At 55.6% G+C, this 25,777-nt stretch carries 24 protein-coding genes; 19 read left to right on the forward strand and 5 right to left on the reverse strand.

Features of this window, described 5'->3' with window-relative positions; translation table 11 throughout:
- Positions 1–65: 65 nt before the first annotated feature.
- Positions 66–1,751, reverse strand: coding sequence for a PHA/PHB synthase family protein (locus ACZ1GM_RS07710; RefSeq protein ID WP_472675941.1), 1,686 nt, complete (start codon positions 1,749–1,751; stop codon positions 66–68).
- A 258-nt stretch (positions 1,752–2,009) separates the two neighbouring features.
- Between ACZ1GM_RS07710 and ACZ1GM_RS07715 the strand changes: the two genes are divergently transcribed.
- The 17 genes from ACZ1GM_RS07715 (at position 2,010) to ACZ1GM_RS07795 (ending at position 22,116) form a co-directional block, all read left to right on the forward strand.
- Positions 2,010–2,990 (forward strand): diguanylate cyclase domain-containing protein, encoded by a 981-nt coding sequence (locus tag ACZ1GM_RS07715; protein ID WP_472675942.1) that lies wholly within the window; start codon positions 2,010–2,012, stop codon positions 2,988–2,990.
- Between the two features lie 98 nt (positions 2,991–3,088).
- Positions 3,089–4,231 carry an EAL domain-containing protein gene (locus ACZ1GM_RS07720; protein ID WP_472675943.1) on the forward strand — a complete coding sequence of 381 codons (1,143 nt, stop codon included), beginning with the start codon at positions 3,089–3,091 and terminating at the stop codon, positions 4,229–4,231.
- 104 nt (positions 4,232–4,335) lie between these two features.
- Positions 4,336–4,923 (forward strand): hypothetical protein, encoded by a 588-nt coding sequence (locus tag ACZ1GM_RS07725; RefSeq protein WP_472675944.1) that lies wholly within the window; start codon positions 4,336–4,338, stop codon positions 4,921–4,923.
- Positions 4,850–6,532 (forward strand): putative bifunctional diguanylate cyclase/phosphodiesterase, encoded by a 1,683-nt coding sequence (locus ACZ1GM_RS07730; protein ID WP_472675945.1) that lies wholly within the window; start codon positions 4,850–4,852, stop codon positions 6,530–6,532. The genes ACZ1GM_RS07725 and ACZ1GM_RS07730 overlap by 74 nt, the downstream gene beginning before the upstream one ends.
- A 44-nt stretch (positions 6,533–6,576) precedes the next feature.
- Positions 6,577–8,394 carry a translation elongation factor 4 gene (gene lepA / locus ACZ1GM_RS07735; protein ID WP_472675946.1) on the forward strand — a complete coding sequence of 606 codons (1,818 nt, stop codon included), beginning with the start codon at positions 6,577–6,579 and terminating at the stop codon, positions 8,392–8,394.
- Positions 8,395–8,536: 142 nt separating this feature from the next.
- On the forward strand, positions 8,537–9,322 hold the full coding sequence (locus ACZ1GM_RS07740; RefSeq protein ID WP_472675947.1) for an SGNH/GDSL hydrolase family protein: 786 nt from the start codon (positions 8,537–8,539) through the stop codon (positions 9,320–9,322).
- 49 nt (positions 9,323–9,371) lie between these two features.
- Positions 9,372–10,427: an acyltransferase family protein gene (locus ACZ1GM_RS07745; RefSeq protein ID WP_472675948.1), complete on the forward strand. Its 1,056-nt coding sequence runs from the start codon at positions 9,372–9,374 to the stop codon at positions 10,425–10,427.
- Positions 10,428–10,496: 69 nt separating this feature from the next.
- Positions 10,497–11,288, forward strand: a complete 792-nt coding sequence (locus ACZ1GM_RS07750; RefSeq protein ID WP_472675949.1) for an outer membrane protein assembly factor BamD — start codon at positions 10,497–10,499, stop codon at positions 11,286–11,288.
- 68 nt (positions 11,289–11,356) lie between these two features.
- Positions 11,357–13,378, forward strand: coding sequence for a CapA family protein (locus ACZ1GM_RS07755; protein WP_472675950.1), 2,022 nt, complete (start codon positions 11,357–11,359; stop codon positions 13,376–13,378).
- Positions 13,379–13,776: 398 nt separating this feature from the next.
- Complete coding sequence (gene nhaA / locus ACZ1GM_RS07760; protein ID WP_472675951.1) at positions 13,777–14,958, forward strand: Na+/H+ antiporter NhaA; 1,182 nt, start codon at positions 13,777–13,779, stop codon at positions 14,956–14,958.
- 61 nt (positions 14,959–15,019) lie between these two features.
- Entirely contained in the window at positions 15,020–16,684 is a 1,665-nt protein-coding gene (gene recN, locus ACZ1GM_RS07765; RefSeq protein ID WP_472675952.1) for a DNA repair protein RecN, read from the forward strand.
- Positions 16,685–16,722: 38 nt separating this feature from the next.
- Positions 16,723–18,786, forward strand: coding sequence for an NAD-dependent DNA ligase LigA (gene ligA / locus ACZ1GM_RS07770; protein WP_472678520.1), 2,064 nt, complete (start codon positions 16,723–16,725; stop codon positions 18,784–18,786).
- The gene (locus ACZ1GM_RS07775) at positions 18,783–19,163 is read left to right on the forward strand and encodes a hypothetical protein (RefSeq protein WP_472675953.1); all 381 of its coding nucleotides are present in this window, start codon (positions 18,783–18,785) and stop codon (positions 19,161–19,163) included. The genes ligA and ACZ1GM_RS07775 overlap by 4 nt, the downstream gene beginning before the upstream one ends.
- Complete coding sequence (locus ACZ1GM_RS07780; protein WP_472675954.1) at positions 19,099–19,983, forward strand: sterol desaturase family protein; 885 nt, start codon at positions 19,099–19,101, stop codon at positions 19,981–19,983. Before ACZ1GM_RS07775 ends, ACZ1GM_RS07780 begins: the two co-directional genes overlap by 65 nt.
- The gene (locus ACZ1GM_RS07785; RefSeq protein WP_472675955.1) at positions 19,984–20,472 is read left to right on the forward strand and encodes a CinA family protein; all 489 of its coding nucleotides are present in this window, start codon (positions 19,984–19,986) and stop codon (positions 20,470–20,472) included. It abuts the gene before it with no gap.
- 91 nt (positions 20,473–20,563) lie between these two features.
- Complete coding sequence (locus ACZ1GM_RS07790; RefSeq protein WP_472675956.1) at positions 20,564–20,920, forward strand: YciI family protein; 357 nt, start codon at positions 20,564–20,566, stop codon at positions 20,918–20,920.
- Between the two features lie 23 nt (positions 20,921–20,943).
- Positions 20,944–22,116: an RNA polymerase sigma factor gene (locus ACZ1GM_RS07795; protein ID WP_472675957.1), complete on the forward strand. Its 1,173-nt coding sequence runs from the start codon at positions 20,944–20,946 to the stop codon at positions 22,114–22,116.
- Here ACZ1GM_RS07795 and ACZ1GM_RS07800 read toward each other — a convergent pair.
- The 4 genes from ACZ1GM_RS07800 to ACZ1GM_RS07815 are packed head-to-tail and all read right to left on the reverse strand — an operon-like array spanning position 22,113 to position 25,279.
- Positions 22,113–22,751, reverse strand: a complete 639-nt coding sequence (locus ACZ1GM_RS07800) for a TIGR02117 family protein (RefSeq protein WP_472675958.1) — start codon at positions 22,749–22,751, stop codon at positions 22,113–22,115. The genes ACZ1GM_RS07795 and ACZ1GM_RS07800 overlap by 4 nt on opposite strands.
- 33 nt (positions 22,752–22,784) lie before the next feature.
- Positions 22,785–23,687: a 50S ribosomal protein L11 methyltransferase gene (locus ACZ1GM_RS07805; protein ID WP_472675959.1), complete on the reverse strand. Its 903-nt coding sequence runs from the start codon at positions 23,685–23,687 to the stop codon at positions 22,785–22,787.
- Positions 23,680–24,579, reverse strand: a complete 900-nt coding sequence (gene bla, locus ACZ1GM_RS07810) for a subclass B3 metallo-beta-lactamase (RefSeq protein WP_472675960.1) — start codon at positions 24,577–24,579, stop codon at positions 23,680–23,682. The genes ACZ1GM_RS07805 and bla overlap by 8 nt, the downstream gene beginning before the upstream one ends.
- On the reverse strand, positions 24,569–25,279 hold the full coding sequence (locus ACZ1GM_RS07815) for an SDR family NAD(P)-dependent oxidoreductase (protein WP_472675961.1): 711 nt from the start codon (positions 25,277–25,279) through the stop codon (positions 24,569–24,571). The genes bla and ACZ1GM_RS07815 overlap by 11 nt, the downstream gene beginning before the upstream one ends.
- On the opposite strand from ACZ1GM_RS07815, the gene ACZ1GM_RS07820 reads away from it, so the two are divergent.
- Together ACZ1GM_RS07820 and sdhC are read left to right on the forward strand one after the other, a co-directional pair.
- Positions 25,278–25,469 (forward strand): hypothetical protein, encoded by a 192-nt coding sequence (locus ACZ1GM_RS07820; protein ID WP_472675962.1) that lies wholly within the window; start codon positions 25,278–25,280, stop codon positions 25,467–25,469. The genes ACZ1GM_RS07815 and ACZ1GM_RS07820 overlap by 2 nt on opposite strands.
- Positions 25,441–25,776, forward strand: a complete 336-nt coding sequence (gene sdhC / locus ACZ1GM_RS07825) for a succinate dehydrogenase, cytochrome b556 subunit (RefSeq protein WP_472675963.1) — start codon at positions 25,441–25,443, stop codon at positions 25,774–25,776. Before ACZ1GM_RS07820 ends, sdhC begins: the two co-directional genes overlap by 29 nt.
- Position 25,777 lies beyond the last annotated feature (1 nt).

The raw sequence follows: 25,777 nt of genomic DNA on the forward strand, positions 1-25,777 counted from the left end.
ATGCGCCCGTATGTCTTGTTGTTATCGGGACTATATTAACAGCTCCCCTTGGAACCTGTGCCGTGTCAGCACTTGTCCAGTACGTAGAGGCCGGGTGCCGGGTCCAGAGGTGCGTAGGCTTTGTTCCCAAGTTGTTTGGGTGCCTTTTTCTTTTTGCCAGACCGTGCCTGCACCCACTCCATCCAATAGGGCCACCAGCTGCCCGCAACTTCCTCAGTCGTTTCCAGCCATTTATCGGCTGTATCCGGCAGCTTTGCAGCTTTCTTAGGCAGGTAATAGCGTGCCTTAGGGTTTCCGGGCGGGTTAAGGATGGCTTGCATATGCCCCGAATGCGATAGGACATATGTGACATCCTTAGACCCAAACAGCTTGGTCGACCGGTATGTCGCTTTCCACGGTGTGATATGGTCGGTGACGCCGCCCAGAATGAACAGATCACTCTTCACTTTCGATAAATCTATCTTGTGATCGACCATCTCGACTTCACCTTTCTTGGTGAAGGCAAGCGTTTCAAATATTGTCAGAAAGTCGCCCATCAAGCTGGCAGAGAGGTTGGTCGCATCAGCATTCCAGAACAGCACATCAAATGCGGGTGGATCCTGCCCCAGCAGGTAATTGTTGATGACGTAGTTCCAGATCAAATCGTTCGGGCGTAACCAGGCGAAGCCGCGCGCCAGATCGTCGCCCTTGATAATGCCTTTCTTTTCTGCGCGACGGCGGGCCAGCTTGAGACCGTTGTCAGAGATCAGGCTGCCTGCTTCGATGTCGTTCTGTTGCGGGTGAAGAACACACACCATCAGGGTGAGAGCGCCCAGTAGATCGTCCTTGTCCGATGCCATCTTGCTGGCGAGCATCGCTGCGGTTTGCCCGCCGGAGCAGCCAGCAGAAACGTTGACCTTCTTCGATTTTGTGATCTTGGAAACCGCCTCCATCGCTTCTCGGCACGACCGAACATAGTCGGCCATGTCCCAATGCCCTTGCTCCTTGGTCGGGTTTTTCCAGGAAATAACAAATGTCTGGATACCATTGTCGAGCTGATACTTCACCACCGACTTTTCGGGGCTCAAGTCATTGATGTACATTTTGTTGATTTGCGGCGGGATGGTGAGCTGAGGGATTTCATGCACTTCATCAGTTGTCGGGGCGTAATGCACCAATTCCATCATTTCGGTGCGCAGCACGACCGAGCCTTTGCTGATTGCAACATTCTCGCCCAGCTTGAACGGCTTTTTGTCGACCTGGCTGACCATCCCCTTGTTATGGACCATGTCGTCATAGGCGTTTTTGAGGCCCTTGATCAGGCTCAAGCCGCCACTGTCGATGGCCATTTTCTGCGCCGTAGGGTTACCGACAAGAGTGTTGGTCGGTGCGACACTGTCGATAATGATGTTTGAGATGAAACGCGCACGGTCACGTTCCAGTTCATCAAGCTCAAGTTCCTCCAGCCAATTGGCCATCCCCTTTTGCACGGCCAGATAATACTGCATCCCGGCGCGCATGAAGGGGTTGTACTGCCACGCTTGATCCTTGAAACGACGGTCCTTCGGATCAGGCGCAAGCTCACTTTTGCCAGTCATGATCTTGATCATGTCATCGCCCATGGTGCGGCTGTGTTTCATAAGGCGCTGCGGGTCAGATGCAGTTTCGCGTAGCAGAACAGCGACCGCACCGAAAATATCCTCACGCGTTAGGCCAACAATCGGCCCCAATGCGCTCGTTGACTGTGCTGCTTCATCTTCCAGATTTGGCATACCCGTGTCGTCTCCCCTTAGTCGGCTTTGCCTTGCCTTTTGACCGGATACTGCGTGCGAAACTACATGAATGCAAGGCGTGCGCACATCAGCCAAAAAATTCGTCGACGGCTTGAAGGTTGCAAAGGGACATGTCCGACGCTTTGCCCGTCAATCAGATGGTTATCAAATCTCAACCATTTCACCGTAAACGCATACCCCGAATGTCTAACTGCGTGCGCATGTTAAAACGCACGCCTCGCCCGGAGCTCTTTTTGCGTGCAACTTAGCAGCATCTTTTCACGCAATGAGTCTGTAGAACAGAGCCCGCAGGATCGGCCATTTACACCGATTGAGGCAGCCGACTTTCGCTCACGTGTAAGCTTGCTCGAAAACTTTGAAGCCGCTGGTTTAGGGATATTCTGGGCCACCGACGCTGCAGGACGCATAACGTATCTCAGTAAGCAAGCCTGTGAACGTGCAGGATTGGATATGGCTTCGCTTCTTGGCAAGCAGCTTACTGAAATCGTCAGCATGGACGCGCCGAAACAGGATGAGGAAGTCCAACGACCATTGAAGTTCCTGCTGACTTCACGCACCTCCATTTCAAACGTTGTTGTTCGGCTCAATTCTGACGACAAAGAGGTCTGGTGGGATTTAGTCGGTCGGCCAGAGTTCGACGATCAGGATCGCTTTGTTGGCTATCGCGGCAGTGCAACCGACATCACCGATGTGCGCGAAAAGCATATGAATGCAGAGCGTTTGTCACAATATGACTCGCTCACAGGGTTGGCCAACCGCCACCGCATGGAAAAGCAGCTGGCGAAACGGTTAAAGGCATATCGATCGCTCAAACGGTCTTGCGCCATTCTGATGCTGGATCTCGACCGCTTCAAGCAAGTCAACGATACGCTGGGGCATCCAGCGGGTGACGAGCTGCTGAAGCAGGTTGCAGCGCGATTGAAGCAGATCATTGGTGAAAAGGGCGAAATCGGTCGTCTGGGCGGCGATGAGTTTCTCATAATTCTCCCCGACATGGATGACCGCGGTGACCTGGGCGATCTAGGTCAACGACTGATACAGATGATCTCTCAACCTTACTCAATTGATGGTTCGCGGGCGATCATTGGCACCTCGATTGGCATTGCAATCGCGCCGTATGACGGGGTTGAAACCGAGGGCGTTTTGAAAGCGGTTGACCTCGCTTTGTATGCGGCGAAAGGCGGCGAGCCGCGGCAGTTATCGTTTCTACGCTACTGAGCTGGAAGATGGCGCCAAGATGCGTCACGCGCTCGAAGAAGATCTGCGCGATGCAATGGTCAAGGAAGAGCTGGAGATGCACTATCAGCCCTTGGTTTGTGCGAAGACGCATAAGGTCAAGGGATTCTGAATCGCTCATCCGATGGTTCCATCCAGAGCGTGGCGCCGTTTCACCTGGACTGTTTATTCCGGTCGCAGAAGAAATTGATATCATTAAGCAAATGGGCGAATGGGCGCTCAAGACCGTGTGCCGTCAGGCGACAGAATGGCCGGTGGATCTGAAAGTTGCGGTGAATGTGTCCGCGATCCAGTTCGCTCATGATGATTTCCCGCAAATCGTGGAAACCGCGCTTATTACATCGGGACTAGATCCCGCGCGCCTCGTTCTGGAAATTACAGAGTCGGTTTTTGTCGGTGATACAGAACGTGCAGAGCGGATCTTCAAAGAACTCAAGGATCTGAAAGTCCAGTTGGCGCTTGACGATTTTGGCACGGGCTACAGCTCTCTGAGCTATTTGCGCAACGCGCCATTTGACAAAATCAAAATTGATCAAAGTTTTGTCCGCGGATCGACTGAGAAGGACAATAACAATTCGGCCATTATGAGCGCGATTGTGGGTCTTGCCAGCGCACTCAAGATGGAAACCGTGGCGGAAGGTGTCGAGACCGAAGACGAACTGGCTCTGGTCAAGAAGCGTGGTGCCGACATTATTCAGGGTTACATCTTTTCGCCTGGCTTGCCGCAAGACGAAGTCTTGAAGAGGCTTGAGAACGGTCAGCTTGAATACGAACCGAAAGGCCCCGCCAGATACCGTGCGGATCGCCGGACAGTGTATCGCAAAATAGCCGTGATCCACGAAGATTCGCGTTACAACGTGGTGATGCGGAACCTGTCAAAAACTGGCGCAATGATTGAGGGGCTTGCGGACGTGCCTAAGGGCACGCAATTTGTCCTTGATCTTGGTGATGGCCAGCTAGCGGTATGTACGGTCAGGCGTTCCACTGGAAGCCGACAGGGGATCGAGTTTGAAACCCCGCTGATTAGTGATGGCGCTGACGGTTTGTGTACCCGCCATCGCGTTTCACCTTACGAAATTGAGGCAGCAGGGCGTCCGCTGGAGGCGCTGCGGCAAGATGCGTTCGCGATGCTGATGCAGGAACGCGGGCAATTGGGCACGCAGAAAAAATTTCTCGAGGTTGAAGTTGCCGCGCCGCGTCTAACCAGCGGAATCGGCGCATAATTTTTCAACCAGTTAACGCGCGTTAGTAAAAACCGTTAGGGCGATGCTAACCATTCTGGTTTAGTCCTTCCCAATCGGAAATTACCTTTGTCGAGGCTGCCACGATGGGCGCATTGCCCTTTTCAGATCTGTTTAAGGGTGGCGGCTCCCGGTCGCGCGGCGGCCGTCGCTCGACCGTGGGGGATGCCGAAAAGCTCGAAATCGTTGAAGGGCTTGAGGATGCTGGCGTCAGTTGGTTTTGGGCGACGGACTCTGCTGGCAAAATCACATATCTGAGCCCGACTATTGTTGAGCGATTTGAAACCGACATAGACAGCCTGCTCGACCAGCCTCTTCAATCCCTTTTTGTGCCCTCCGGCGGCGAAACTGACGGCCGCTCTCTTGGTCTAAAGCTGGGTTCGCGCAAAAGTTTCTCAAACCTGACCGTAAAGACCACCGATAAACGGGTGGATCTTGTGCTCCGATTGTCCGGCCAACCTCTATCAAAGGGCGGTGACTTCATGGGCTTCCGCGGCGTCGCGATAGATGTGACCGAAGAGTTCCGGATGGAGGAAGAGGCGGCGCGACTGGCGCAGTTCGATCTCGCTCACCGGTCTTGCGAACCGTCCGCGAATGGAAATGCGGATCAATTCGACGCTCCAGGCCTTCAGGTCTGCCGAGCGGGCCTGCGCGTTGCTGATGCTCGACCTTGATCGTTTCAAGCAAGTCAACGATACGCTTGGGCATGCAGCCGGTGACCAGTTGCTTCAGCAGGTTGCGGAGCGGCTCAAAAGCGCCATTGACGGGCAGGGTGAGATTGGCCGTCTTGGCGGCGATGAATTCCAGATCCTCATGCCTGACATGGATGACCGCGGCGAGCTTGGCGCACTGGCGAAGAAAATTATCGCCATGCTTTCGCAGCCGTATTCACTTGCCGATGGCAGGGCAATAATCGGGTGTTCTGTTGGAATCGCGATTGCGCCCTATGATGGCTTGGAACGTGAAGAGCTGACACGCGCAGCGGACTTGGCGCTTTATGCATCAAAAAATGGCGGTCGGGGCCAATTCCGTTTCTACGCTTCAGATCTTGAGCATGAGGCGAAGCTCCGCAAGCGCATGGAACAGGATCTCGCGCAGGCTATCGAGGATGGTCAGTTCACTCTTGAATACCAGCCAATCGTCTCGCTTGATGGCAATCGTGTCATTGGACTGGAAGCGAAGTACTGCTGGGATGACGAAGATCGTGGCAGGGTAGCATCGGAAACATTTCTGCCCGTTGCCGAGGGCAGTCGTCTGATAGTCCCGATTGGCGAATGGGGTCTGCGCAAAGCATGCGAAACTGCGCTCACATGGCCGGGATCTATTCGTCTCGCGATCAAAGTCTCACCGGTGCAGTTTGCTGCAACCGGGTTTGTACCCATGGTCGAAAAGACGCTGGAGGAAACTGGCCTCGGAGCGAGCCGGCTTGAGTTGCAGCTCGGGGAATCCATTCTCCAAGGTGACAGTGCGGCAGTCGACAAAGCACTGGCAGGCTTGTTCAAGCTCGGTGTGCGATTGACGCTGGACCAATTCGGAAGCGGGCTGTCCTCGCTGAATTACCTGCGGCGGGCTCCGTTTAGCGCGCTCAATATCGGCAGTGAATATTTCGAACCAACGGTGGGCGACGAATATGGCGACATGAAAATGATTGGCGCCATTACGACTCTCGCGGGTGCCATGGGCATGGAAACGGGCGCTTCGGGCATTCATGCGATGGAATTGCTTGAGAAGCTTCAATCGCACGGGATTAACACTATTCAAGGCTACGTGTTTTCCGACGCTCTTACTGTTGATGCCGTGCAGAAATGCCTGGATTCCGGCGAATGGACATTGGCGCCGACGAATGAAGGCTCGCAGCGTGCGACCCGTCGAACAGTCTTCCGCAAGATCGGGATTATTCACGAAGATCACTATTATGATGTGACGCTGCGCAATCTGTCGCGCTCCGGCGCAATGATTCAGGGACTTGAGAATGTGCCTGTTGGCACGGCCTTCGTTCTTGATTTTGGTGGCGGGCAATTGGCCGTGGCATCGGTCAAGCGCACAATGGATGATACGCAAGGCGTAGAGTTTGAGCAGGAATTGGTTGACGATGGTGCGGGCGGTTTGTGTACGCGCCATCGTGTCAGCCCGTATGAACTTGCGACTGCTGGTGCACCGTTAGAAGCGCTTTCGCCAGGAAAATACAACGCTGGCGGACCGGCACCGACTGCTGCGCCAACATATGCGCAATTCACCCTGTCAGAGAACGCACCGTCACAAACCGGTCGGCAAGCCGCATAAGGCCGCTTGGCGCGGTCTGTCTCCCCCGCTAAGGGGCGTGGGTAATGACTGATCTTTCCAAAATACGTAATTTCTCAATTATCGCACACATCGATCACGGCAAGTCCACGCTGGCTGACCGGATGATCCAGGCATGTGGTGGCCTGACTGATCGTGAAATGTCTGAGCAGGTGCTCGACAATATGGATATTGAGCGCGAACGCGGCATTACTATCAAGGCCCAAACCGTGCGTCTCAATTATACGGCCAAAAATGGTGAGACGTATGAGCTGAACCTGATGGATACGCCCGGGCACGTCGACTTTGCGTATGAGGTGTCGCGCAGTCTCGCCGCTTGTGAAGGGGCCTTGCTCGTGGTGGATGCTGCGCAAGGTGTCGAGGCACAGACGCTCGCCAATGTATACCAGTCGATTGAGCACGATCACGAGATTGTGCCGGTGATTAACAAGGTCGATTTGCCGGCTGCGGAGCCGGATCGGGTAAAGCTGGAAATCGAGGAAGTGATCGGCCTTGATGCATCTGATGCCGCGTTGACCAGCGCCAAAACGGGTCTTGGCATTGAAGATGTGCTGGAAGCTGTGGTTGCACGCATCCCGCCTCCAACAGGAGATCGCGACGCCTCGCTCAAGGCGAGTCTCGTTGATAGCTGGTATGATCCTTATCTAGGTGTCGTCATTCTGGTGCGTGTTATCGATGGCGTTCTCAAGAAAGGTCTCAACGTCAAATTCATGCAGGGCGGCACGGAACACCTGATCGACAGGGTGGGGTGTTTCACGCCAAAGCGTGCTGACTTGCCAGAAATAGGCCCCGGCGAAATTGGTTTTATCACGGCGCAGATCAAAGAGGTTGAGCAGGCCCGCGTCGGTGACACGATCACCACCGTAAAGGGCGGGGCGACCGAGCCATTGCCTGGCTATAAGGAAGTACAACCAGTGGTGTTCTGCGGGCTGTTTCCGGTCGATGCAGCGGATTTTGAAAAGCTGCGCGAGAGCATCGGAAAACTGCGCTTGAACGACGCAAGTTTCAGCTTTGAGATGGAATCAAGTGCGGCGCTGGGTTTTGGCTTCCGTGCAGGTTTCCTCGGCCTGCTGCACCTTGAAATCATTCAGGAACGCCTCTCGCGCGAATACGATCTTGATCTGATCACCACGGCTCCGTCAGTGGTCTATCGATTGCAACTCGGCAAGACGAAGAACGAAGATGCCAAAGAGATCTTGCTGCATAATCCGGCGGACTGGCCTGACGTAAACCGGATAGAGATGATTGAAGAGCCATGGATCAAGGCCGTAATCTATACGCCTGACGAATATCTGGGCTCGATCCTCAAACTGTGCCAGGACCGACGCGGTATTCAGACCGATCTGACTTATGTCGGTGGCCGTGCGCAGGTGACGTATGAGCTGCCGCTTAACGAAGTCGTGTTCGACTTTTATGATCGTTTGAAGTCAATTTCACGCGGCTATGCGAGCTTTGATTATGAGCAGATTGGCCTGCGCGAGGGCGATCTGGTTAAGATGAACATTTTGGTCAATGCCGAGCCAGTCGATGCGTTGTCGCTGATTGTACATCGCAGTGTCGCTGAAGAGCGCGGGCGGGGCATGTGTGAACGGTTGAAAGATCTGATCCCACGCCATCTTTTCAAAATACCGATCCAAGCGGCAATTGGCGGTAAAATTATCGCGCGTGAGACGATTGCAGCGCTGCGCAAAGATGTGACCGCCAAATGCTATGGAGGCGATATCAGCCGTAAGAAGAAACTGCTGGAGAAGCAGAAGAAGGGCAAGGCCAAGATGCGCGAGTATGGCAATGTCAGCATTCCGCAGGAGGCCTTCATAGCCGCGCTCCGGATGGGCGAAGAGTAGGCCAAAACCTTGCTCAGCGCTCCGTTCGTCGCAGCGACGAGCGGTTAGTCCCAAATGTTAACGGATTCGCCCTGATTTGGTAACCATCCCCCTGTACGCGGCTTTAACTGCACTCTTTTAGCCGGGGTGAATGACAAAAAGAATGCTTTTGCTCGCGGTCGCGTCTTGCGCTTTGGCTTCATGTGGTGGTGGCAGTGCTCAGGCACCTGCTGGTGTTTCGGTGGCGGTTACGCCTTCGCCGACTCCTACGCCAACACCCACACCGACTCCAACGCCTACACCGACGCCAACTCCCACGCCCACTCCTACTCCCACACAGAGCCCAGCGTCTGCTGGTGGTGATGGCCGGATTGTTGTTGTGACCGAGGGTAGCAGCTCAGCGGTCAGTTGGGGCGGAAGCCATACGGGTATGTTTGGTAACTCGCGCACCGATATTGAGTATCACGGCCTTGCCGTTGGTGGCAGTGGCATCAACACGCTTACTGATCGCATCGATTCTGTTCTCGCTTTAAAGCCTGATCTCGTATCAATCTATATCGGGTCAAATGATCTGCATAAATATGACAGCGCGCAAGAGTTCGCGACAGAGCTCAAGGCCTATGTCGATATTTTGCGAGCCGATGGGGCGCAGGTTGTGATCTCTACGCTGCTTCCGCACCAAATCGCCGGGGCGGACAATGCGACTTACAACGCGATGCGGCTTGAGCTGGCAGAGATTGTGAAGAGCGCTGATTGGGTTGATGGCGTGGCTGATTTCGCCAACGATCCGCAGATGGGATCGAACGACGCACCATTCAATATGGTGCTTTATCAATCTGACGGCTTACATCCAACATCAGGTGCAGCACGCAATCCGGCAACTGGGCAAATGATCCTTTTTGAGGTTTATAAGCCTGCAATGGACGCGCTGGTTGCAGATGTCAGGTGATTGGCGCTAAGCGCTAACGCCTATGGGCGGGGACACAACAAGAAGTACGATGGCGCATGCTGAGCAGCGTGATCGTTTGCCGTGGATCGATCTGGCTCGTGGTTTTTGCATCATTCTGGTTGTGGTGATGCATTTTGACGAATTGCATTTTGCCAACCTTGCGCTCGACGACCGTGCCTCAAAGATTTGGGATACGCTGACAAGCGCGGCACGTCCTGCGCGTATGCCGACTTTCTTTTTTATCTCAGGATTCCTCGCCACGACATCGCTGCACAAGCCATTGCGCGATGTCTGGGACAAGCGGGTTGGCCTTCTGTATTTTGTATATGTGCTCTGGGGCTTCGTCTCGGTGATGACCCTGTGGCTGTTATTTCGTGATTTGTCGGTAAGATCGGTCAAGGATTTTGCCGTGCGCTTTGGCGGTGAATTGCTGTTTCCCAACACGCAAATCTGGTTCTTATACGGGTTGGTCGCTTTCTTCCTCTTGGCGCGCCTGCTCAAAAAATGGCCCATACCGGCCATCGTGCTCGCGTTTGCAGCCTCGGCATTTTCGGAAGGGTTCCACGGAATCGTCGTGCCGCAGATGGTCCGTTCGCTTCCATACTTCCTTGCCGGGATATATTTCCCAATGCTTTTCAAAGGGGCGGTTGCGCGGCCAGGTTGGTTGACCGTGTCGGGCTTGGTTGTCGCTTACGCCGTGTCGATGATTCCGCTGCTGCTGTTTGACAGGGGTATACCGGGGATTTGGCTTATCCCGACGGTGATCGGGATCGCTTTGATCCTTAACCTGGCCCGGGTGATGCAGGATTGGCCGGGTATGAACGCCTTTAAATATGTAGGGCGCAATACTCTGCCGATCTACGTCATGCATTCCAGCATCCTGATTGCGGTCAATGCGCTTTTCGGATCGACGATCAGCGCCTGGGTGCAATCAACAGGCGGTGTGGCACTTGCATTCGCCTATCCATTGATTGGAAACGCGCTCCTTATTTGTCTGTGCCTGCTAATCTATCTGTGCCTCAAGCGCATCGGTGCGGGTTGGCTCTTTACGCTGCCTGAGGCGCTAAAGCTGCGATCATTGCGGCCAAGCCTTGCCGCGACTTAGCGCGCATCAACAAAAGATCGCGTGACTTCACTTGGCGTTCAGCGCCAGCCTGATTATAGGCCATTCTTGATGACACGCTCTAACAAAACAGTTTTCGCCGCCGCCGTGCTAGGGGCAACTCTTACGCTTTCAGCTTGTGGTGGGGGCAATAACAACCCAGCCGACACGGCCTATGTCGCTCGCGACGTGGAAACATTGTACATGTCCGCCAAGGATCGGCTTGATCGCGGGCAGGCGACAATTGCCGCGGCCTTGTTTGACGAGGTTGAGCGCCAGCACCCCTATTCGCCTTGGGCGCGCAGGGCGCAGCTGATGAGTGCGTTTAGCTATTATGTCGCTCGCGACTATAACAAGGCGATCCAGAGCTCGCAGCGTTTTCTGTCAATTCACCCAGGCAATAAAGACGCGCCTTACGCCTACTATCTCATCGCGCTCAGCTATTATGAGCAGATCAGCGATGTTCAGCGCGATCAGAAAACCACGGAGCAGGCGCGCACTGCTCTGCGTGAGGTAAATCGCCGCTTCCCACAGAGTGAATATGCCACTGACGCGCGGCTCAAGCTCGATCTTGTTGAAGACCACTTGGCTGGGAAAGAGATGGAGATCGGTCGCTTCTATCAAAAAAGTGGCCGTTGGATTGCTGCGCAGGTACGCTTTCAAAACGTCGTAAATGACTTTCAAACCACCAGCCACGCGCCAGAAGCGCTGTATCGCCTTACCGAGAGTAGCCTGGCCTTGGGCATCCCGGAAGAGGCCGTGAAGTATACCGCCGTCCTTGGCGCCAATCACCCTGCAAGCAAGTGGTATGAGCGTGCCTATGAACTGGTTCAGGATCACGCATCCGGCGTGACCGCGAGTTAGCGCTGCAAAAGGCGCAAAGTTGCGCCGAAATTAACCAAATCTCACGAGGTGCAGGCTAGGCTTCGGCTATGTCTGGAGCACTTCGTCTTGCCATTATTCTGACCATAGCGGTGCTGGCGCTTGCCGCGCCGGCGAACGCGCGTGCGCAGGGCGATCAACCGTCAGTTGAGATTAGCGGTGTCGTGGACGGATCCGATGAGGGGTTGACCATGGATGCCGTCACTGTGGCGGTGAATGGACAATCGATGATCGTGAAGGCTGACGGTAGTTTTACCGGGAGAGTGCGCCCCAATTCCTACTATCGGCTCGATATTGCCGGAGACTCGGTGTTCGCCAGCGTTCAGACCTTCGGACATCAGGAATTACTCAACACCAGCTGCGGCTGTTTGAAGATCCCGACAATCGAACTTGTTGCTCGCAAGCCTGGCAGGGTGGAGCTATTCTTTGCAGGCGACGCCATGGCAGGGCGCCGCTATCTGAAACCGCCGCGGGGGACGCCTCGTCACATCAGAGACGGCAGTGTTGATGCCGATCTCGACCGCCTGTTGGCGCCGATGAAGCCCTATATCGAAACCGCTGATATCGCTTCGGTCAATTTGGAAACTGTGTTGGGTCATGAGGCCCCGGCAGAACCAATGGACAAGCGGATTGTTTTCTATTCGGTCCCGCAATTGGCAGGGGCGCTCAAGCGTGCTGGCTTTGACCATGTAACCTTGGGCAACAACCACATCTTTGACTACCGCGACCCCGGCATGAAGACCACGTTTGGTTTCCTGGACGAGGCCGGATTGCCTTATTCTGGGGCCGGCTATGATGCCGACGAAGCGCTGGCCGCACATTACGAGACTTTCGGCGACGAGACGCTCGCTCTGATGGGAGTCGTCGGAACCATTGGCAGCCAAAGGGCTCATCAAGCGGCGACTGAAAACAAAGGCGGTGCTGGGCTTGGTTATAACGCAACCGTTCGCGAGATTGTGGACCGCGAACGTCGCGACGGCGCAGTGCCAATCCTGCAATATCATGGGGGGAGCGAGTACAGTCTTCGCCCAACCGAGCGCACTGAACGCAGGCTGCGGATCGCGGCGGAGCGTGGCAGTCCGGTCGTTATCGGACATCATCCGCACGTTGTTCAAGGTCTTGAGGTTTACTCTGGAGCGTTGATTGCATCCTCGGTCGGTAACTTCTTGTTTGATCAAAATTTTCCCGAGACGATGCCGGGATATGTCCTCAAGGTTTGGCTCGATGGCGACAAGTTCCATCGCGCAGAAGTCATCCCCATGTTTATGCTTGACTATCTACCGGTTCCCGCAGTCGGGTCGGTGCGCGAATATGTGCTGCGGCGGGTAATGGCGCTATCGGAAGAGCGTGACACGAAACTGATGCTTAGCGGTGGCCATGCGGTCGTGACTCAGGGCGATCACAAGGTGCAACGGAACAAGCAAGCATGCTCCAAGCTTGGTCGAATGGTGATCTCACGCGAATGTGGAGCGGATGGAGATCGGTTTGGCCAATTGCTCGTCCCCGGGGGCGATTTCGAAAATAGCACCTTTGGTGATGCACGGGATCGGCGTTGGGGTTCTGAGGGTATGGACGTGGAGTTTGTGCGTTCCGATACCCTGAATCAGCATGCCGAGTTGAAGTTCCATGAAGTTGGCAAGTCAGCTTATCTCTACACCCAATCCTATCTGCGTTACGTCCGTGCGGATAAGGTCACAATTGAGTTCGATATTCGTGCTAATGAGCCGTTGGATTTAGAGGTGCTGGTGAAAGCGCGCCCCGGTGTAGGGGAACCAGCGGGGAAACGCTGGGCTGGGCAAATATTTGATAAAGCGGGAATAGCTGCAAGCTCTGACTGGCAAACAGTAAGATTTGAGTTTGACGTGCCGCGCGACGAAGTTGGCAAAGTGCGAGAATTTCGGCCAATCCTGAAATTCACAGGCGATGGCGCTGGACCCGCGCAGAGTGTGGTTATCGACAATCTCAACTTGGTTGCTTGGCAGAGCGAAGGGATGAGGGACTTTGCGCGTAACAGTATGGCATGGAGCCATATTGCGGCAGATGTTCCCGGTGTCGCCTCAGTTAGCAACTGACCGCTTTTGGTCGGATTTCCTTTGCTGTTCGTCGAGGTTGAGACCTTGCGGGCTTGGAATGAGATCGTTTTAGTCGTATTTGACCATTGCGGGCCGGGCCCCTCTGGCGAGTATCATCCTTTGTGATCTCGTGATGTCGGACCGCATCGGATTGCCGATGCATGCGAGCCCCCGGGTTGTCCCTCACATCCCCCCTCCAAGGCCCGGCAGGTGAAGCATCATCGGTGGTCCGATTGTATTCTCAATTTATACGAAATGCTCGGTCACGCGGTACTTGCGCGTTGCTCACTTACTTGGCTGACCTATAGGTCTTCATTTGCGACTTTTGCACGAAATCGGGGAACCGCGCTTAAGGACCCTCATTGACCTAACAACACCACTTTACAGGGAGAGACCCGATGGTCCGCGCGATTGCGCCCATGCTTCGTGATTTTCTGCAAAAAGAAAGCGCAGGCGGCATTGTATTGATCTTCTCAGCGTTGATTGCGCTTATCGTGGCCAACAGCGCGCTGTCTGGTGTCTATGGCGAGCTCCTGAATGTGCCCGTCACGTTGGCTGTGGGCAGCTTCGCGATCGATAAACCTTTGATCCTTTGGATTAATGACGGCCTGATGGCGATCTTCTTTTTCCTTGTAGGGCTGGAGGTAAAACGCGAAATTTTGGTCGGCCAGCTGTCCAGCTGGGACAAGGCGTCGCTGCCCCTTGTCGCTGCCATAGGCGGAATGGCGATGCCAGCTCTCATCTTTGTTGGGCTAAATGCCGATAGCCCAGAGACAATTTCCGGATGGGCCATTCCGTCCGCGACCGATATTGCCTTTGCGTTGGGTATCCTTTCACTGCTCGGGCCACGGGTCCCGGTCGCGTTAAAGGCATTATTGCTCGCAGTCGCAGTGATCGATGACATCGGCGCGATTGCAATCATCGCAATCTTCTATTCCGGCAATATAGACACCGATATGCTTATGGGCGGCGCAGCTGCGCTGGTCGCATTGATTGTCGTCAATCGCCTGAAAGTCGCCTCCAGCATTCCCTACGTATTGCTCACTATCGTCATGTGGGTGTTCGTGTTGAAATCGGGCGTACACGCGACCCTTGCCGGTGTCGCTGCGGCCATGACCGTACCGATGGCTGCGCGCGGCGGTGAGAACCCACTTGAACGGATGGAGCACGCGCTTCACCCATGGGTCGCGTTTCTCGTCATTCCGATCTTTGGTTTCGCCAATGCGGGTGTGTCCTTCGCCGGGCTTGAGCTTTCTGCACTGGCTGAGCCGCTGCCGCTGGGCATCATCCTTGGTCTGTTGATCGGAAAGCAGGTTGGTATTTTCGGCTTTGCTTGGATGGCTGTTAAAACCGGCCTCGCTAAGTTGCCTGAAGATGTAAACTGGCGACAGGTACACGCATTGTCATTGCTGGCGGCAATCGGCTTCACCATGAGCCTGTTCATCGGCAATCTGGCCTTCGCGGATCAGACGCTGGTGGACGCAGTGAAGCTCGGCGTACTTGCCGGGTCGGGTGTCGCTGCGATTAGCGGGTTTCTGCTTCTGAGGTCAGCATTGCCAAATCACGTAGCTGCGGAATAGCTGTTCGTTTCCGCACAGCACCACGTGACGGGCGCGGAGCGATTGGCTAGATGCCAATGTAATGCTCACGCGCCTGTCCATCCGCAACATCGTCCTGATCGAGGCGCTTGATCTCGATTTTGGGCGCGGTCTTGGTGTCCTGACCGGTGAAACCGGCGCTGGTAAGTCGATCTTGCTCGATGCACTAGGCCTGGTGCTTGGCAACCGCGCTGAGACCGGGCTTGTTAGGGCGGGCGAAGAAAAAGCCAGCGTCACGGCCAGTTTTGAGTTTGCTACATTGCCCGTGAGCTTAGCCGAAATGCTTGACGATGCAGGCGTTGAGCTGGAGCCGGGCGAACCGCTGCTGATCCGGCGCCAAGTTAAGGCCGATGGCGGTTCTAAAGCGTGGATCAATGATCAACCGGTTGGGGTTGCGTTGCTGCGCGAACTCAGTGGGCACCTCGTTGAGTTGCACGGTCAGCATGATGATCGCGGGCTGGTGAATCCACGCGGCCACAGGGCGCTGCTTGATCGTTTTGCGGGTGCAGACACGGCAAGCGTCGCATCAGCTTGGGCTAGTTGGCAAACCGCAGCTGTACAATTACGCGAAGCGCGCGAAGCGCTGGAACAATCCAAGCTTGATCAGGATTTGTTGCTTGCACATCTGGCTGAACTAACCGCGCTGGAACCTCAGGCAGGCGAGGAGGCGCGCTTGGCTGAAACGCGCTCTGCCATGCAAAAGGGAGAGAAACTGTCAGGCGATTTGGAGGAATTACGCCAGATTTGGGAGGGTTCGGATTCCCCGCTCGCTTCGCTGCGTATCGCGGCGCGGCGGCTTGATCGAATTGCGGCGGAGCATCCCTTACTTGCCGAAGCGTTGGCATCGCTTGATCGCGCTGTGATCGAGGCCGGTGAAGCGGAGGATAAGCTACACGATGCCGCCAATGCATTGGTCCATGATCCTGCTGCGTTGGATGAGGCGGAGACCCGCCTTTTTGAGCTGCGCGCTCTGGCTAGAAAACATCGCTGCGAAGTCGATGAACTGCCTGAGAAAATGCGCGAGTTTCGTGTTGCTTTGGATTCCATCGAAGGTGGCGAGGCAGAACTGGACGCGCTCGAAGCGGCGGCAAAGTCCGCGCGCGAAGCTTATGAGAAAAAGGCTGGTGTATTGCACAAGGCGCGGGTCGCAGCGGCGAAGAAGCTGGATAAGGCGGTTGCGGGTGAATTGGCTCCGCTCAAGTTGGACGCAGCCAGCTTTCTGACGGCCATCGGCGCGTTGCCAGAGGAAAAATGGGGACCGCATGGTATGGACAGCGTCGAATTCCTGATCTCGACCAATCCTGGTGCCGACCATGCGCCGCTCGGCAAAATCGCCAGTGGCGGCGAATTGTCGCGTTTTATTCTGTCGTTGAAAGTGGCTTTGGCGGAGCAGGGCGGGGCAGCAACGGTGATCTTTGATGAGATTGATCGCGGGGTCGGTGGAGCTGTGGCGAGCGCGATTGGCGACCGGCTCGCAAGATTGGCGGACGGTGGGCAATTGCTGGCAGTGACGCATAGCCCGCAAGTCGCCGCGAGGGGCGGCATGCATTATCTCATTGCCAAGGCGTCGAGCGGGACAGTGACGAAGACCAGTGTAAGCTTGCTTGATGAAGCCGGGCGGCAGGAAGAAATCGCCCGAATGCTATCGGGCGCTGAGGTAACGCCGGAGGCGCGCGCGCAGGCGGACCGCTTGCTGGAGGGAGTGTGAGCACGCAACTGTCCGAAGCTGAAGCCGCCAACGAACTGATGCGGCTTGCGCGCCAAATCGCGCGGCATGATGAGCTGTATCACGCGAAGGACGCGCCTGAGATCACCGATCAGGAGTATGATGCGCTTGTCCGCCGCAATGCGGAGCTGGAGGAAGCTTTCCCGCATCTGATCCGCGATGACAGCCCATCGAAAAAGGTCGGACATGCGGTCGCTGCATCACCGCTAAGCAAGGTAACGCATGAGGTTCGCATGATGAGCCTCGACAATGGATTTTCCGATGAGGAAATCCATGAATGGGTAGCGCGAGTGCGGCGGTTTCTGTCGCTATCTGATGACGCGCCAATTGCCTTTACCGCCGAGGATAAGATCGACGGGCTGTCCTGTTCGCTACGTTACGAAAACGGCAAACTGATGCGTGCGGCGACACGCGGGGATGGGCAGGTGGGCGAGGATGTGACGCCCAATGTCGCGCATATCACTGATATTCCTCAGCAGCTTTCTGGCGAGGCACCCGACGTGTTTGAAGTGCGCGGTGAGGTGTATATGGGCCGCGAGGATTTTGTGGCGCTGAATACGCGTCTGATGTCCGAAGCACGCGAGGCGGCAGCGGCCAAGGGTGAAGAGCTGGACGAGAGCAAAGTGCGGCAATTCGCCAATCCGCGCAACGCAGCGGCAGGATCATTGCGTCAGAAAGACGCCAAGGTGACGGCTAGTAGGCCATTAAAATTCTGGGCGCACGGTTGGGGGGCGGCGAGCGACGTTCCGGGCGAAACCCAACACGAAGTGGTCGAGCAACTTGCCAAATGGGGCATTCCTGTGTCGCCGTTGTTCACGCGGGTCGAGACGGCGGAAGGGCTCCTCGCGCATTACGCCAAGATCGCCGATGCGCGGCCTGATTTGCCGTATGAAATCGATGGTGTGGTCTACAAGGTCGACCGGCTTGATTATCAGCAGCGGCTTGGTTTTGTCGCAAAAGCACCGCGCTGGGCGCTGGCCCATAAATTCCCCGCTGAGCGCGCGCAAACAACGCTTGAGAGCATCGACATTCAGGTCTACCGCACTGGGAAGCTGACTCCTGTTGGACGGCTCTCACCTGTGCTGGTGGGCGGCGTGACAGTAACCAATGTAACGCTCCACAACCGCGACGAGATTGCGCGTCTGGGCGTCCGCCCAGGTGATCGCGTGGTCGTGCAAAGGGCGGGCGATGTTATTCCACAGCTTGTGGAGAACCTGACCTGTGAGGTGGAGCGGACCGCATTCGCGTTCCCTGATCGCTGCCCGGAATGCGATAGCGAAGCAATTGCTGAAGAAGGCGAGGTCGATGTTCGCTGCACGGGCGGTCTGATCTGCCCCGCACAACGCACTGAGAGATTGAAGCATTTTGTCTCTCGCGGCGCGCTCGATATCGACGGTCTTGGCGAAAAAACCATCGATCAATTCTTCGCGCTGGGCTGGCTGGAAAGCCCTGCTGATATCTTCCGCTTAAGGGAACGGCGTGAGGACATCCTCGCGCTCGAGGGTTGGAAAGAGCGCTCTGTGGACAATCTGTTGGCTTCTGTGGAAGCACGGCGCGAGCCGGATGCTGCGCGCCTGCTGTTCGGCCTTGGCATTCGTCATGTCGGGGCGGTGACGGCGCGCGATTTGATGAAGCACATGCATGAGCTACCGGTGTTGCGCGACATTGCGATCAAAGCCCGCGAAGGAGACGAGGAAGCGGCGTCAGAACTTGCCTCCATCGACGGAATCGGCCCATCAGTGGTCGAGGCGCTTGGCGACTTCTTTCACGAACCGCATAATATCGCGGTCTGGGACGATCTGCTGAGCGAGGTTTCTCCGCCGCGCTACGAAGTGAAGACGGTTGAAAGCCCGGTTGCTGGCAAAACCGTGGTGTTCACCGGAAAACTCGAAACAATGAGCCGCGATGAAGCAAAAGCACAGGCGGAAAGATTAGGGGCAAAAGCTTCTGGTTCCGTGAGCGCAAAAACCGACCTTTTGGTCGCAGGACCGGGTGCGGGCAGTAAGTTGAAAAAGGCACAAGAGTTAGGTGTTGAGACGACCGACGAGGCGGGTTGGGCCGAGATTGTAAAGGCGGCAGGATGAGCGAAAAACTCGAAAAAGTGATTGATGAGAAGGCCGCAAGTTTTTGGCAGAAATTGCGGCGCGATCTGGAATCCCCACGGCAGGTACGCCGGTTTGGCAGTGGCTGGCTATCCGGCTTCTTCGCGCTGCTATTCTCGCTCGCGGGCCTATTTCTTGTCGTCACGCTACGTTTTCCTGAGTGGTTTGCGACCCCTGAACTGGAGGTCGTCAAGCAATGGGGCGGGTTTCGCGCATTAGTGCATGGCGTGCTCCTCGCCAGCTATGCGCTGGCTTTGCTGAGCCTGCTTTTGCGAGCCGCGCAAAGTGCTCGGCATGACTGCGTTGGCTATCGGTATTGGCGCGGCGCTGATTGGCGGTGCCAATGTTCAGCCAGATGAGACGCGCAGCTGGGGCATCTTCTTCGGCCTTGATTTCTTCATCATCAATCTGCTCGCAACTGGCTTTATGTTCGCTCCGTTCGAACGTTTGGTGCCGCATCGGCGAGAGCAAAGATTGTTCCGCAACGAGTGGCGGGAGGATCTGTTCTACTTCCTCATCAGCACGATGTTTGTGCAGATCCTCACATTCCTGACGTTGGCACCTTCGACAGTGATCAACGCGAATACCAGTAACTGGGAAGCGTTCCGGGCAGGCATAGCGAGCCTACCGTGGATCGTGCAATTCATCATCGTCTTGGTGACATCGGACATTCTGCAATATTGGTATCACCGGCTCTTCCACCAGGTTCCTTTCCTGTGGGGATTCCATGCGATCCATCACAGTGCAAAGTCGATGGATTGGCTGGCGGGATCACGCATGCACCTGATCGAAGTTATTGCGCTACGTATGGTCACTTCATTGCCCCTCTTTACGCTTGGGTTCAGTCCGTCAGTGATGCAGGCCTATCTCGGCTTTATCTATGTTTGGTCTTCGCTGCTTCACGCGAATGTCGGGGGTAACTTTAACCGATTGGGGCATTGGATCGCGACGCCGCGCTTCCATCATTGGCATCACGGCCTTGAGCGTGAGGCGTTCGACGTCAACTTTGCGATCCATTTCCCTTGGATCGACAAGCTGTTTGGGACTTTCCATTTGCCCAAAGATCGGTGGCCAAAGGATTACGGTATCCCGGAAGATGTTCCGCGTGGGTATGGCGGGCAGTTTCTGTATCCATGGACCCGCACGGGCAAGAAGACCGATAGCGAGCCTGCGGAATAGATGCTGGAACAGTTTCATTCGCAGGCGGCCCGTATTGCAGGGGTATTGATCCAGCGTGGTGAGAAGGTCGCGGTGGCCGACGGTGCGACCGGTGGATTGATCGCTGCAAGCCTGCTTACCGTTCCGGGCGCGCTGAAATTCTATGTCGGAGGTGGAACCGTGTATTCCTTCCGTGCCCGCGACGTGCTCTTTGATCTGCCGTCAGAGGCATATAAAGGCATGCGCTCCGCAACTGAGGAGTATGCACTGCTACAAGCGCGCGCGATCCGCGACAATTTTGGCGCTGAATGGGGTGTCGCGGAGAGCGGCTCAGCAGGATCGAGCAAACACCCTATGGGCGTTGCGTCTGGGCGGAGCGTCGCCGCAGTGGCCGGTCCAGATGGTGAATGGACTCAGATGACCGAAACCAGCAGCGATGACCGGATCGCAAACATGTTTGCCTTTACTAAAGGTGCGCTGGATTTGCTCGATCAGACCCTGAACCCATAAAAACTTTCGAGTGATGTAGAATCGAAAACCGCTCGCTCGTCTTTGTGGCAGAGCCTCGCCATATTGGCACTAGTCGCAATGGAGACAGACGATGGAATACATGCTGCTGATTAACGAAGATGAGAGCTTCTACGAAGGTGAAGACGGCGCCAAGATGCTGGAGGACGTGGTCGGAAAGCACATGGCATTGATCGATGAGATGAATGCCGCCGAGGTGTATGCAGGCGGCAACCGTTTGCTTGGTGCTGGCACCGCAACAACCATCAAATACAAAGATGGAGAAGCGACCCTACATGATGGCCCTTTCGCTGAAACCCATGAAGAACTTGGCGGGTACTATGTGATCAAGGCCGACAATCTCGATCAGGCAATTGCCTGGGCTCGCAAGATTCCTGTGCCCAGCAACGGCGCCGTCGAGGTGCGCCCAATTTGGCAATATGAGGAATGATTCCAGCGCATGAGATCGCGGATGTGCGGCCACGGGTCATCGCGGCGCTGGCTGCACATTTCCGTAGTCTGGATTGGGCAGAGGACGGCTTCAGCGATGCCGTTGAAGCCCTTCTGCAAATGTCACCACCGCCCGATCGCCCCGATGCGTGGCTGTTCGTCACCGCAAAGCGGAAAGCGTTGGATCGAATGCGGAAGGCGCAAGTGGAACAGCGCATACTTTCGCGAGAGATGAACGAGCCCGAAATGGCTGAGGTTATTCAGTTTCCAGAATCAATTCCTGACGAGCGGCTGAGCCTGCTTTTCATTTGCTGTCATCCTGCGCTGTCGGTTGAGGCGCGTGTCGCACTGGCATTGAAAGTGATTTGCGGTTTGCCCGTCTCCGATATTGCGCGTGCTTTTTTAACCAAAGAAGCGACAATTTTTCAGCGCATCACTCGCGCCAAGGGCAAGATTAAACAAGCGAACATTCCGTTTGAAACACCTTCGAGAAAGGAATGGCCAGACCGAATTGAGGCGGTTCTGCTCACTTTGGAGCTGGCATACACGGTCGCTTATCAGGATGGTGCGGGTTCGGGCTCGAATGCTGAGCTTGGGCGTGAAATTGAACGTTTGACGGCACTAGCCGCTGAGCTGTGTCCAAGTGAATCCGAGGTGCTCGCTCTTGCTGCTCTGGTTGCGCTTGCTGCGTCGCGCACAAAAGCGCGCGTCGATGCGAAAGGAATGATGGTACCGCTTTCACAGCAGGACGTCGCGCTGTGGGATGGTAAGAGGATAGCACAAGCACGGCAGTGGCTGGATAAAGCCGCAACGTTTGGCGAGACTGGCCCGTATCAAGTCATGGCGGCGATCCAACTAACGCATGCAGCTCGCCATTTCAGACGCGAGGTGGACTGGGCATCAATCCTCAAGTTATATGAAGCTTTAAGTATTATGCGAAAGAGCAGCATTGTTGCCATCAACCATGCGGTCGCGATGAGCCATGTTGAAGGAGCAGAAGCAGCATTGGATTTGCTTCTCACCATCCCACGCGATCGTCTGGACAACTATCGCCCTTTTCATGCAGCGCACGCATATTTGCTTGCACAACTGGGCCGTAGTGAAGAAGCGCAGTCGGCATTTGATAAGGCGTTGAAATGCGACCCGCCGCCAGCGGAACGGCTATATCTCGAGCAACAGCGCGCCTTGCTCGACTAGCTTTCTGAGCGGTCAGGAACCCACTTCATCACACCGCCAGCGAACGGTGTCCAAAACCCGGTCTTGATACCTGCTTCCGCCAATGTGTCGCTCGTCCATTGATTGCAGGTGTTGCCGATGTGATAAGCGCCAGGGGCGTCGTAAAAAGCGTCGTACCAGCTATATCCAGGATATACTTCGCGCCGGGTTGGGTTGGCTATGCTTCGTTCAATAACGGTGATCAGCTTTGCATATTGCTCAGGTGTGATGCGCAGCTCGCGATGGTTGGGAGAGGGTATCGGATTTGCATAATGTGCGACATGCAAGAGCGCCTCTCCGCCCACGATCGCGCGCAGCGCCGTCCCTGATTTTAGATCTGCCCAAGTGGGTGTGTTGAGGAATACATCCTTTTGGCCCCAGCTGATCGATATGTGAGTGTAAGAAACCTCTGGCCGTTCAAGATCGCTCGCCGGGAAATGCTCGTGCCAATCTTTTTGCGGTGAAATGATTGGCATGACTACGGCGGTATGCACGTCATTGGTTTCAATCAGGATAGTGATGCCGTCTTCCGGTTCCACCCAATCCGGATTGCGCGGGATCGAGGATCCGATCCAGGCGGTGACAAGGAAGCCGCCGATGATCGCGGCTCGCCCCAAAGAGCAGACGCTTGGAAAAGCGTGCGATTGTGCTCAATGCAGTCGGCGTTTTCTCAACCACAATATCGACCAATCTCCGCAAACCTGACGCTGGGCAAGGCGGAACCCTTCTTTGAAATATGCGGTTCTGACGGCTTTCTCCTGCGTCTCAAGCAACCCTGCAAGCAACAACTGTCCACCGGGCTGAACGGCATTTGCAAAGCTTAGCGCGAGATCAATCAGCGGCCCGGCAAGGATGTTCGCGATCAGCAGGTCGAACGGCGCGCGAGCTTGAAGGGCAGAGTGATTTACACCGTCCGCAATGATCATTGCCAAGTGTTCGTCGCGATCCCCAATCTCGATGTCATTAAGCTGAGCATTCTCGCGCACAACCTGATCACAAACCGGATCGATGTCTGATGCGATTGCCTGTGCACGTGGCCATAGCCGCATGGCTGCGAAGGCGAGCAGGCCAGTGCCCGTTCCGACATCAGCATGATTGCGGATGACTACGCCGCGACGCTTCATCGCATCGAGCTGCGCCAGGCATCCTGCTGTTGTCTCATGCTGGCCAGTGCCGAAAGCCAGACTTGCGGGGATTGTGAGGTTGACTGCGTCCGGGTCTGGTTCGTAATCTGGTGTGTGCACACAAAAACGCCCGGCATATATCGGTTCAACGCCTTTCTGGCTTTCGGTGACCCAGTCGACGTCGGCGAGCTTTTTGCTCTCAAACTTTGGAGCCTTGCCCGCAAATAGTTTCGCGAGCGAATTCGTATCGGCGGCACCAGGTTTGCGCGGCAACCATGCCTCGAAGGCCCAGCGTTCAGGTGTCTTTGGGTCTAGCTCGCAAGCTGACACCACGAATTCGGGGTCCCAGTCTAGCGAGGTCTCTTGCGCAGCCAGCGCTTTCTTCGCCGCGGTTTGGGAAACGACGGTGCTGAGCTTCCAGCTACTCACTGGCCTGCTCCGCTTCTTTGGTCAGGCGGTTATTCAGTCTCTTTTCGACCGCGTCAGCATAGCCAACGCAGCTCATCCCGCCCGTAAATGATCCATTCTTCGCTCGCTGCAGCATGAAGCTGGCGGAGGGATGAGGTGTCAGTAGGATGTCGCAATCAACCTCGAGAAGGCGTTGCAGTCCCTCGCGATAACCTTGCACGTATTCCGGATGGTCAGAGAAGCGATATGCGTCGCTGGATACTGGAGAGAGACTGTCGGCATAGACAATCCATTTGCAATCATCACCAGCGCAACTTTGCCATTGCCAACTCAAGGCTCCGGGTGTGTGTCCCGGCGTTTCGATGGCGGTGAATGTGGTATTTCCGGAATAGACATTCTCGCCATTTGCCACCTCGGCTTCGACAAGCGCGGGTCGCATAGCTTCATGCATCCCGAACTGCGGATCGTCAGAGGTTTCCTGTCCGGTTGCGATGACCTGCGAAGCGATCTTTGACGCAATAATAGTCGCGCCGCTTGCTTCCTGCATTCTTGCAAAACCACCGACATGGTCAAAGTGTTCGTGGCTGTGAAGCAGGAAACTGACCTGCAACGGATCAATGCCCAATGCGCGCATATTGTCCATGACAAGTTCCGCGCCTTTCTCGGTACCGGTGTCGATCAGGACATGCCCATCTTCCCCAACCACCAATAGCGCCGTGATGCCGCAGGTGCCGACGTAGTATGTGTTGCCGTGAATATGAAAGGCTGACGTGGGCTTGTCCCACTTGTCCCAAGGCTTGCAGACTTCGGCCCATTGCTGGGGCGTGGCTGGTGCGGATACCACTTGCGGCCCCGTGTTGGTGCAAGAGGCGAGCAACCCAATAATGGCGAGCAGACCAAATCTAGCGGACATAACTTGCTCCATTCACATCAAGCGTGGCGCCCGTCATGCTGGGCGGGGCATCAAGCGCGCACCAAGCAATCATGGCGCCGACCTCTTCCGGTTCTGCGACTCGCCCAAGTGGGATGTCTGCCAACAAAGCGGCACCGCCGCGACTCTCCAGATAATCATCAGCCATCGCGGTATCGGTAAAGCCGGGAGTTATCGCAAAGCTGAATATGCCATCCTTGGCATAGGCTCGTGCAATAGTTTTATGCAGTGCCAGCATGCCACCCTTGCTGGCGGCGTAGTGCCAGTGCGCAGGGCTGTCCCCACGATGCCCCGCGCGGCTCGCAACGTGCACGATGCGCCCGCTTACTCCACGGTTCTGCCAATGCCTGATCGCGAAGCGCGACAATTGCGCTGATGCGGTAAGGTTGATCCGCATCGTGTGCTCCCAACCGTCGAGCCAGGCAATATCCGACGCCTCGATCGGATTGGGAATGAACACGCCGGCATTGTTGATGAGGACATCGATCTTGCCCTCATGCTTTTTCAGCGCGGCCTCCCACAACTCTTGCGGATCAGATGGCTCTGCAAAATCGGCGCTGATCATGTTCGCATCGCGAGCTAGGGTGGCTTGGCCGACTACCGCCGCCCCGCGATCTTCAAGCGTTTTTCTGGCTGCCGCGCCAATCCCGCGACTCGCTCCGGTGAGAAGAATGCGTGTCATGCAACATGCTATTCGCAAATTTGCGGCGCTTGTCGAGGTTCGATCTCTTGCCTCACCCGATGGGATCGCTAAGGGAGTTAACTCAAACGTTTGGTTGGAAGAATTCTATGGCAACTCGCCCTTTATCCCCGCATCTTCAGATATGGAAATGGGGCCCGCATATGCTGGTCTCGATCCTGCACCGTGTTAGTGGTGATGGATTGGCGCTCGTCGGTTTGGGTGTCCTGATCTGGTGGCTAGGTGCGCTTGCCAGCGGTCCTGCAGCCTATGAGACGTTTCTCACACACGCTGGTGCCTGGTACGGGCAGGTTGTGCTCGTCGGCCTCACTTGGGCCTTCTTCACTCATATGATGAGCGGGCTGCGTCACTTCGTGCTCGATATTGGGGCCGGATACGAGCTTGGCATCAACAAGGTCTGGTCGGTTCTTTCGCCCTTAATCGCAATCGCGATGACAGCCGCCTTCTGGCTGTTCATCTTCTACAAGCAGCTTGGGTAAG

The organism is Qipengyuania sp. JB2-7 (genome assembly GCF_055693485.1).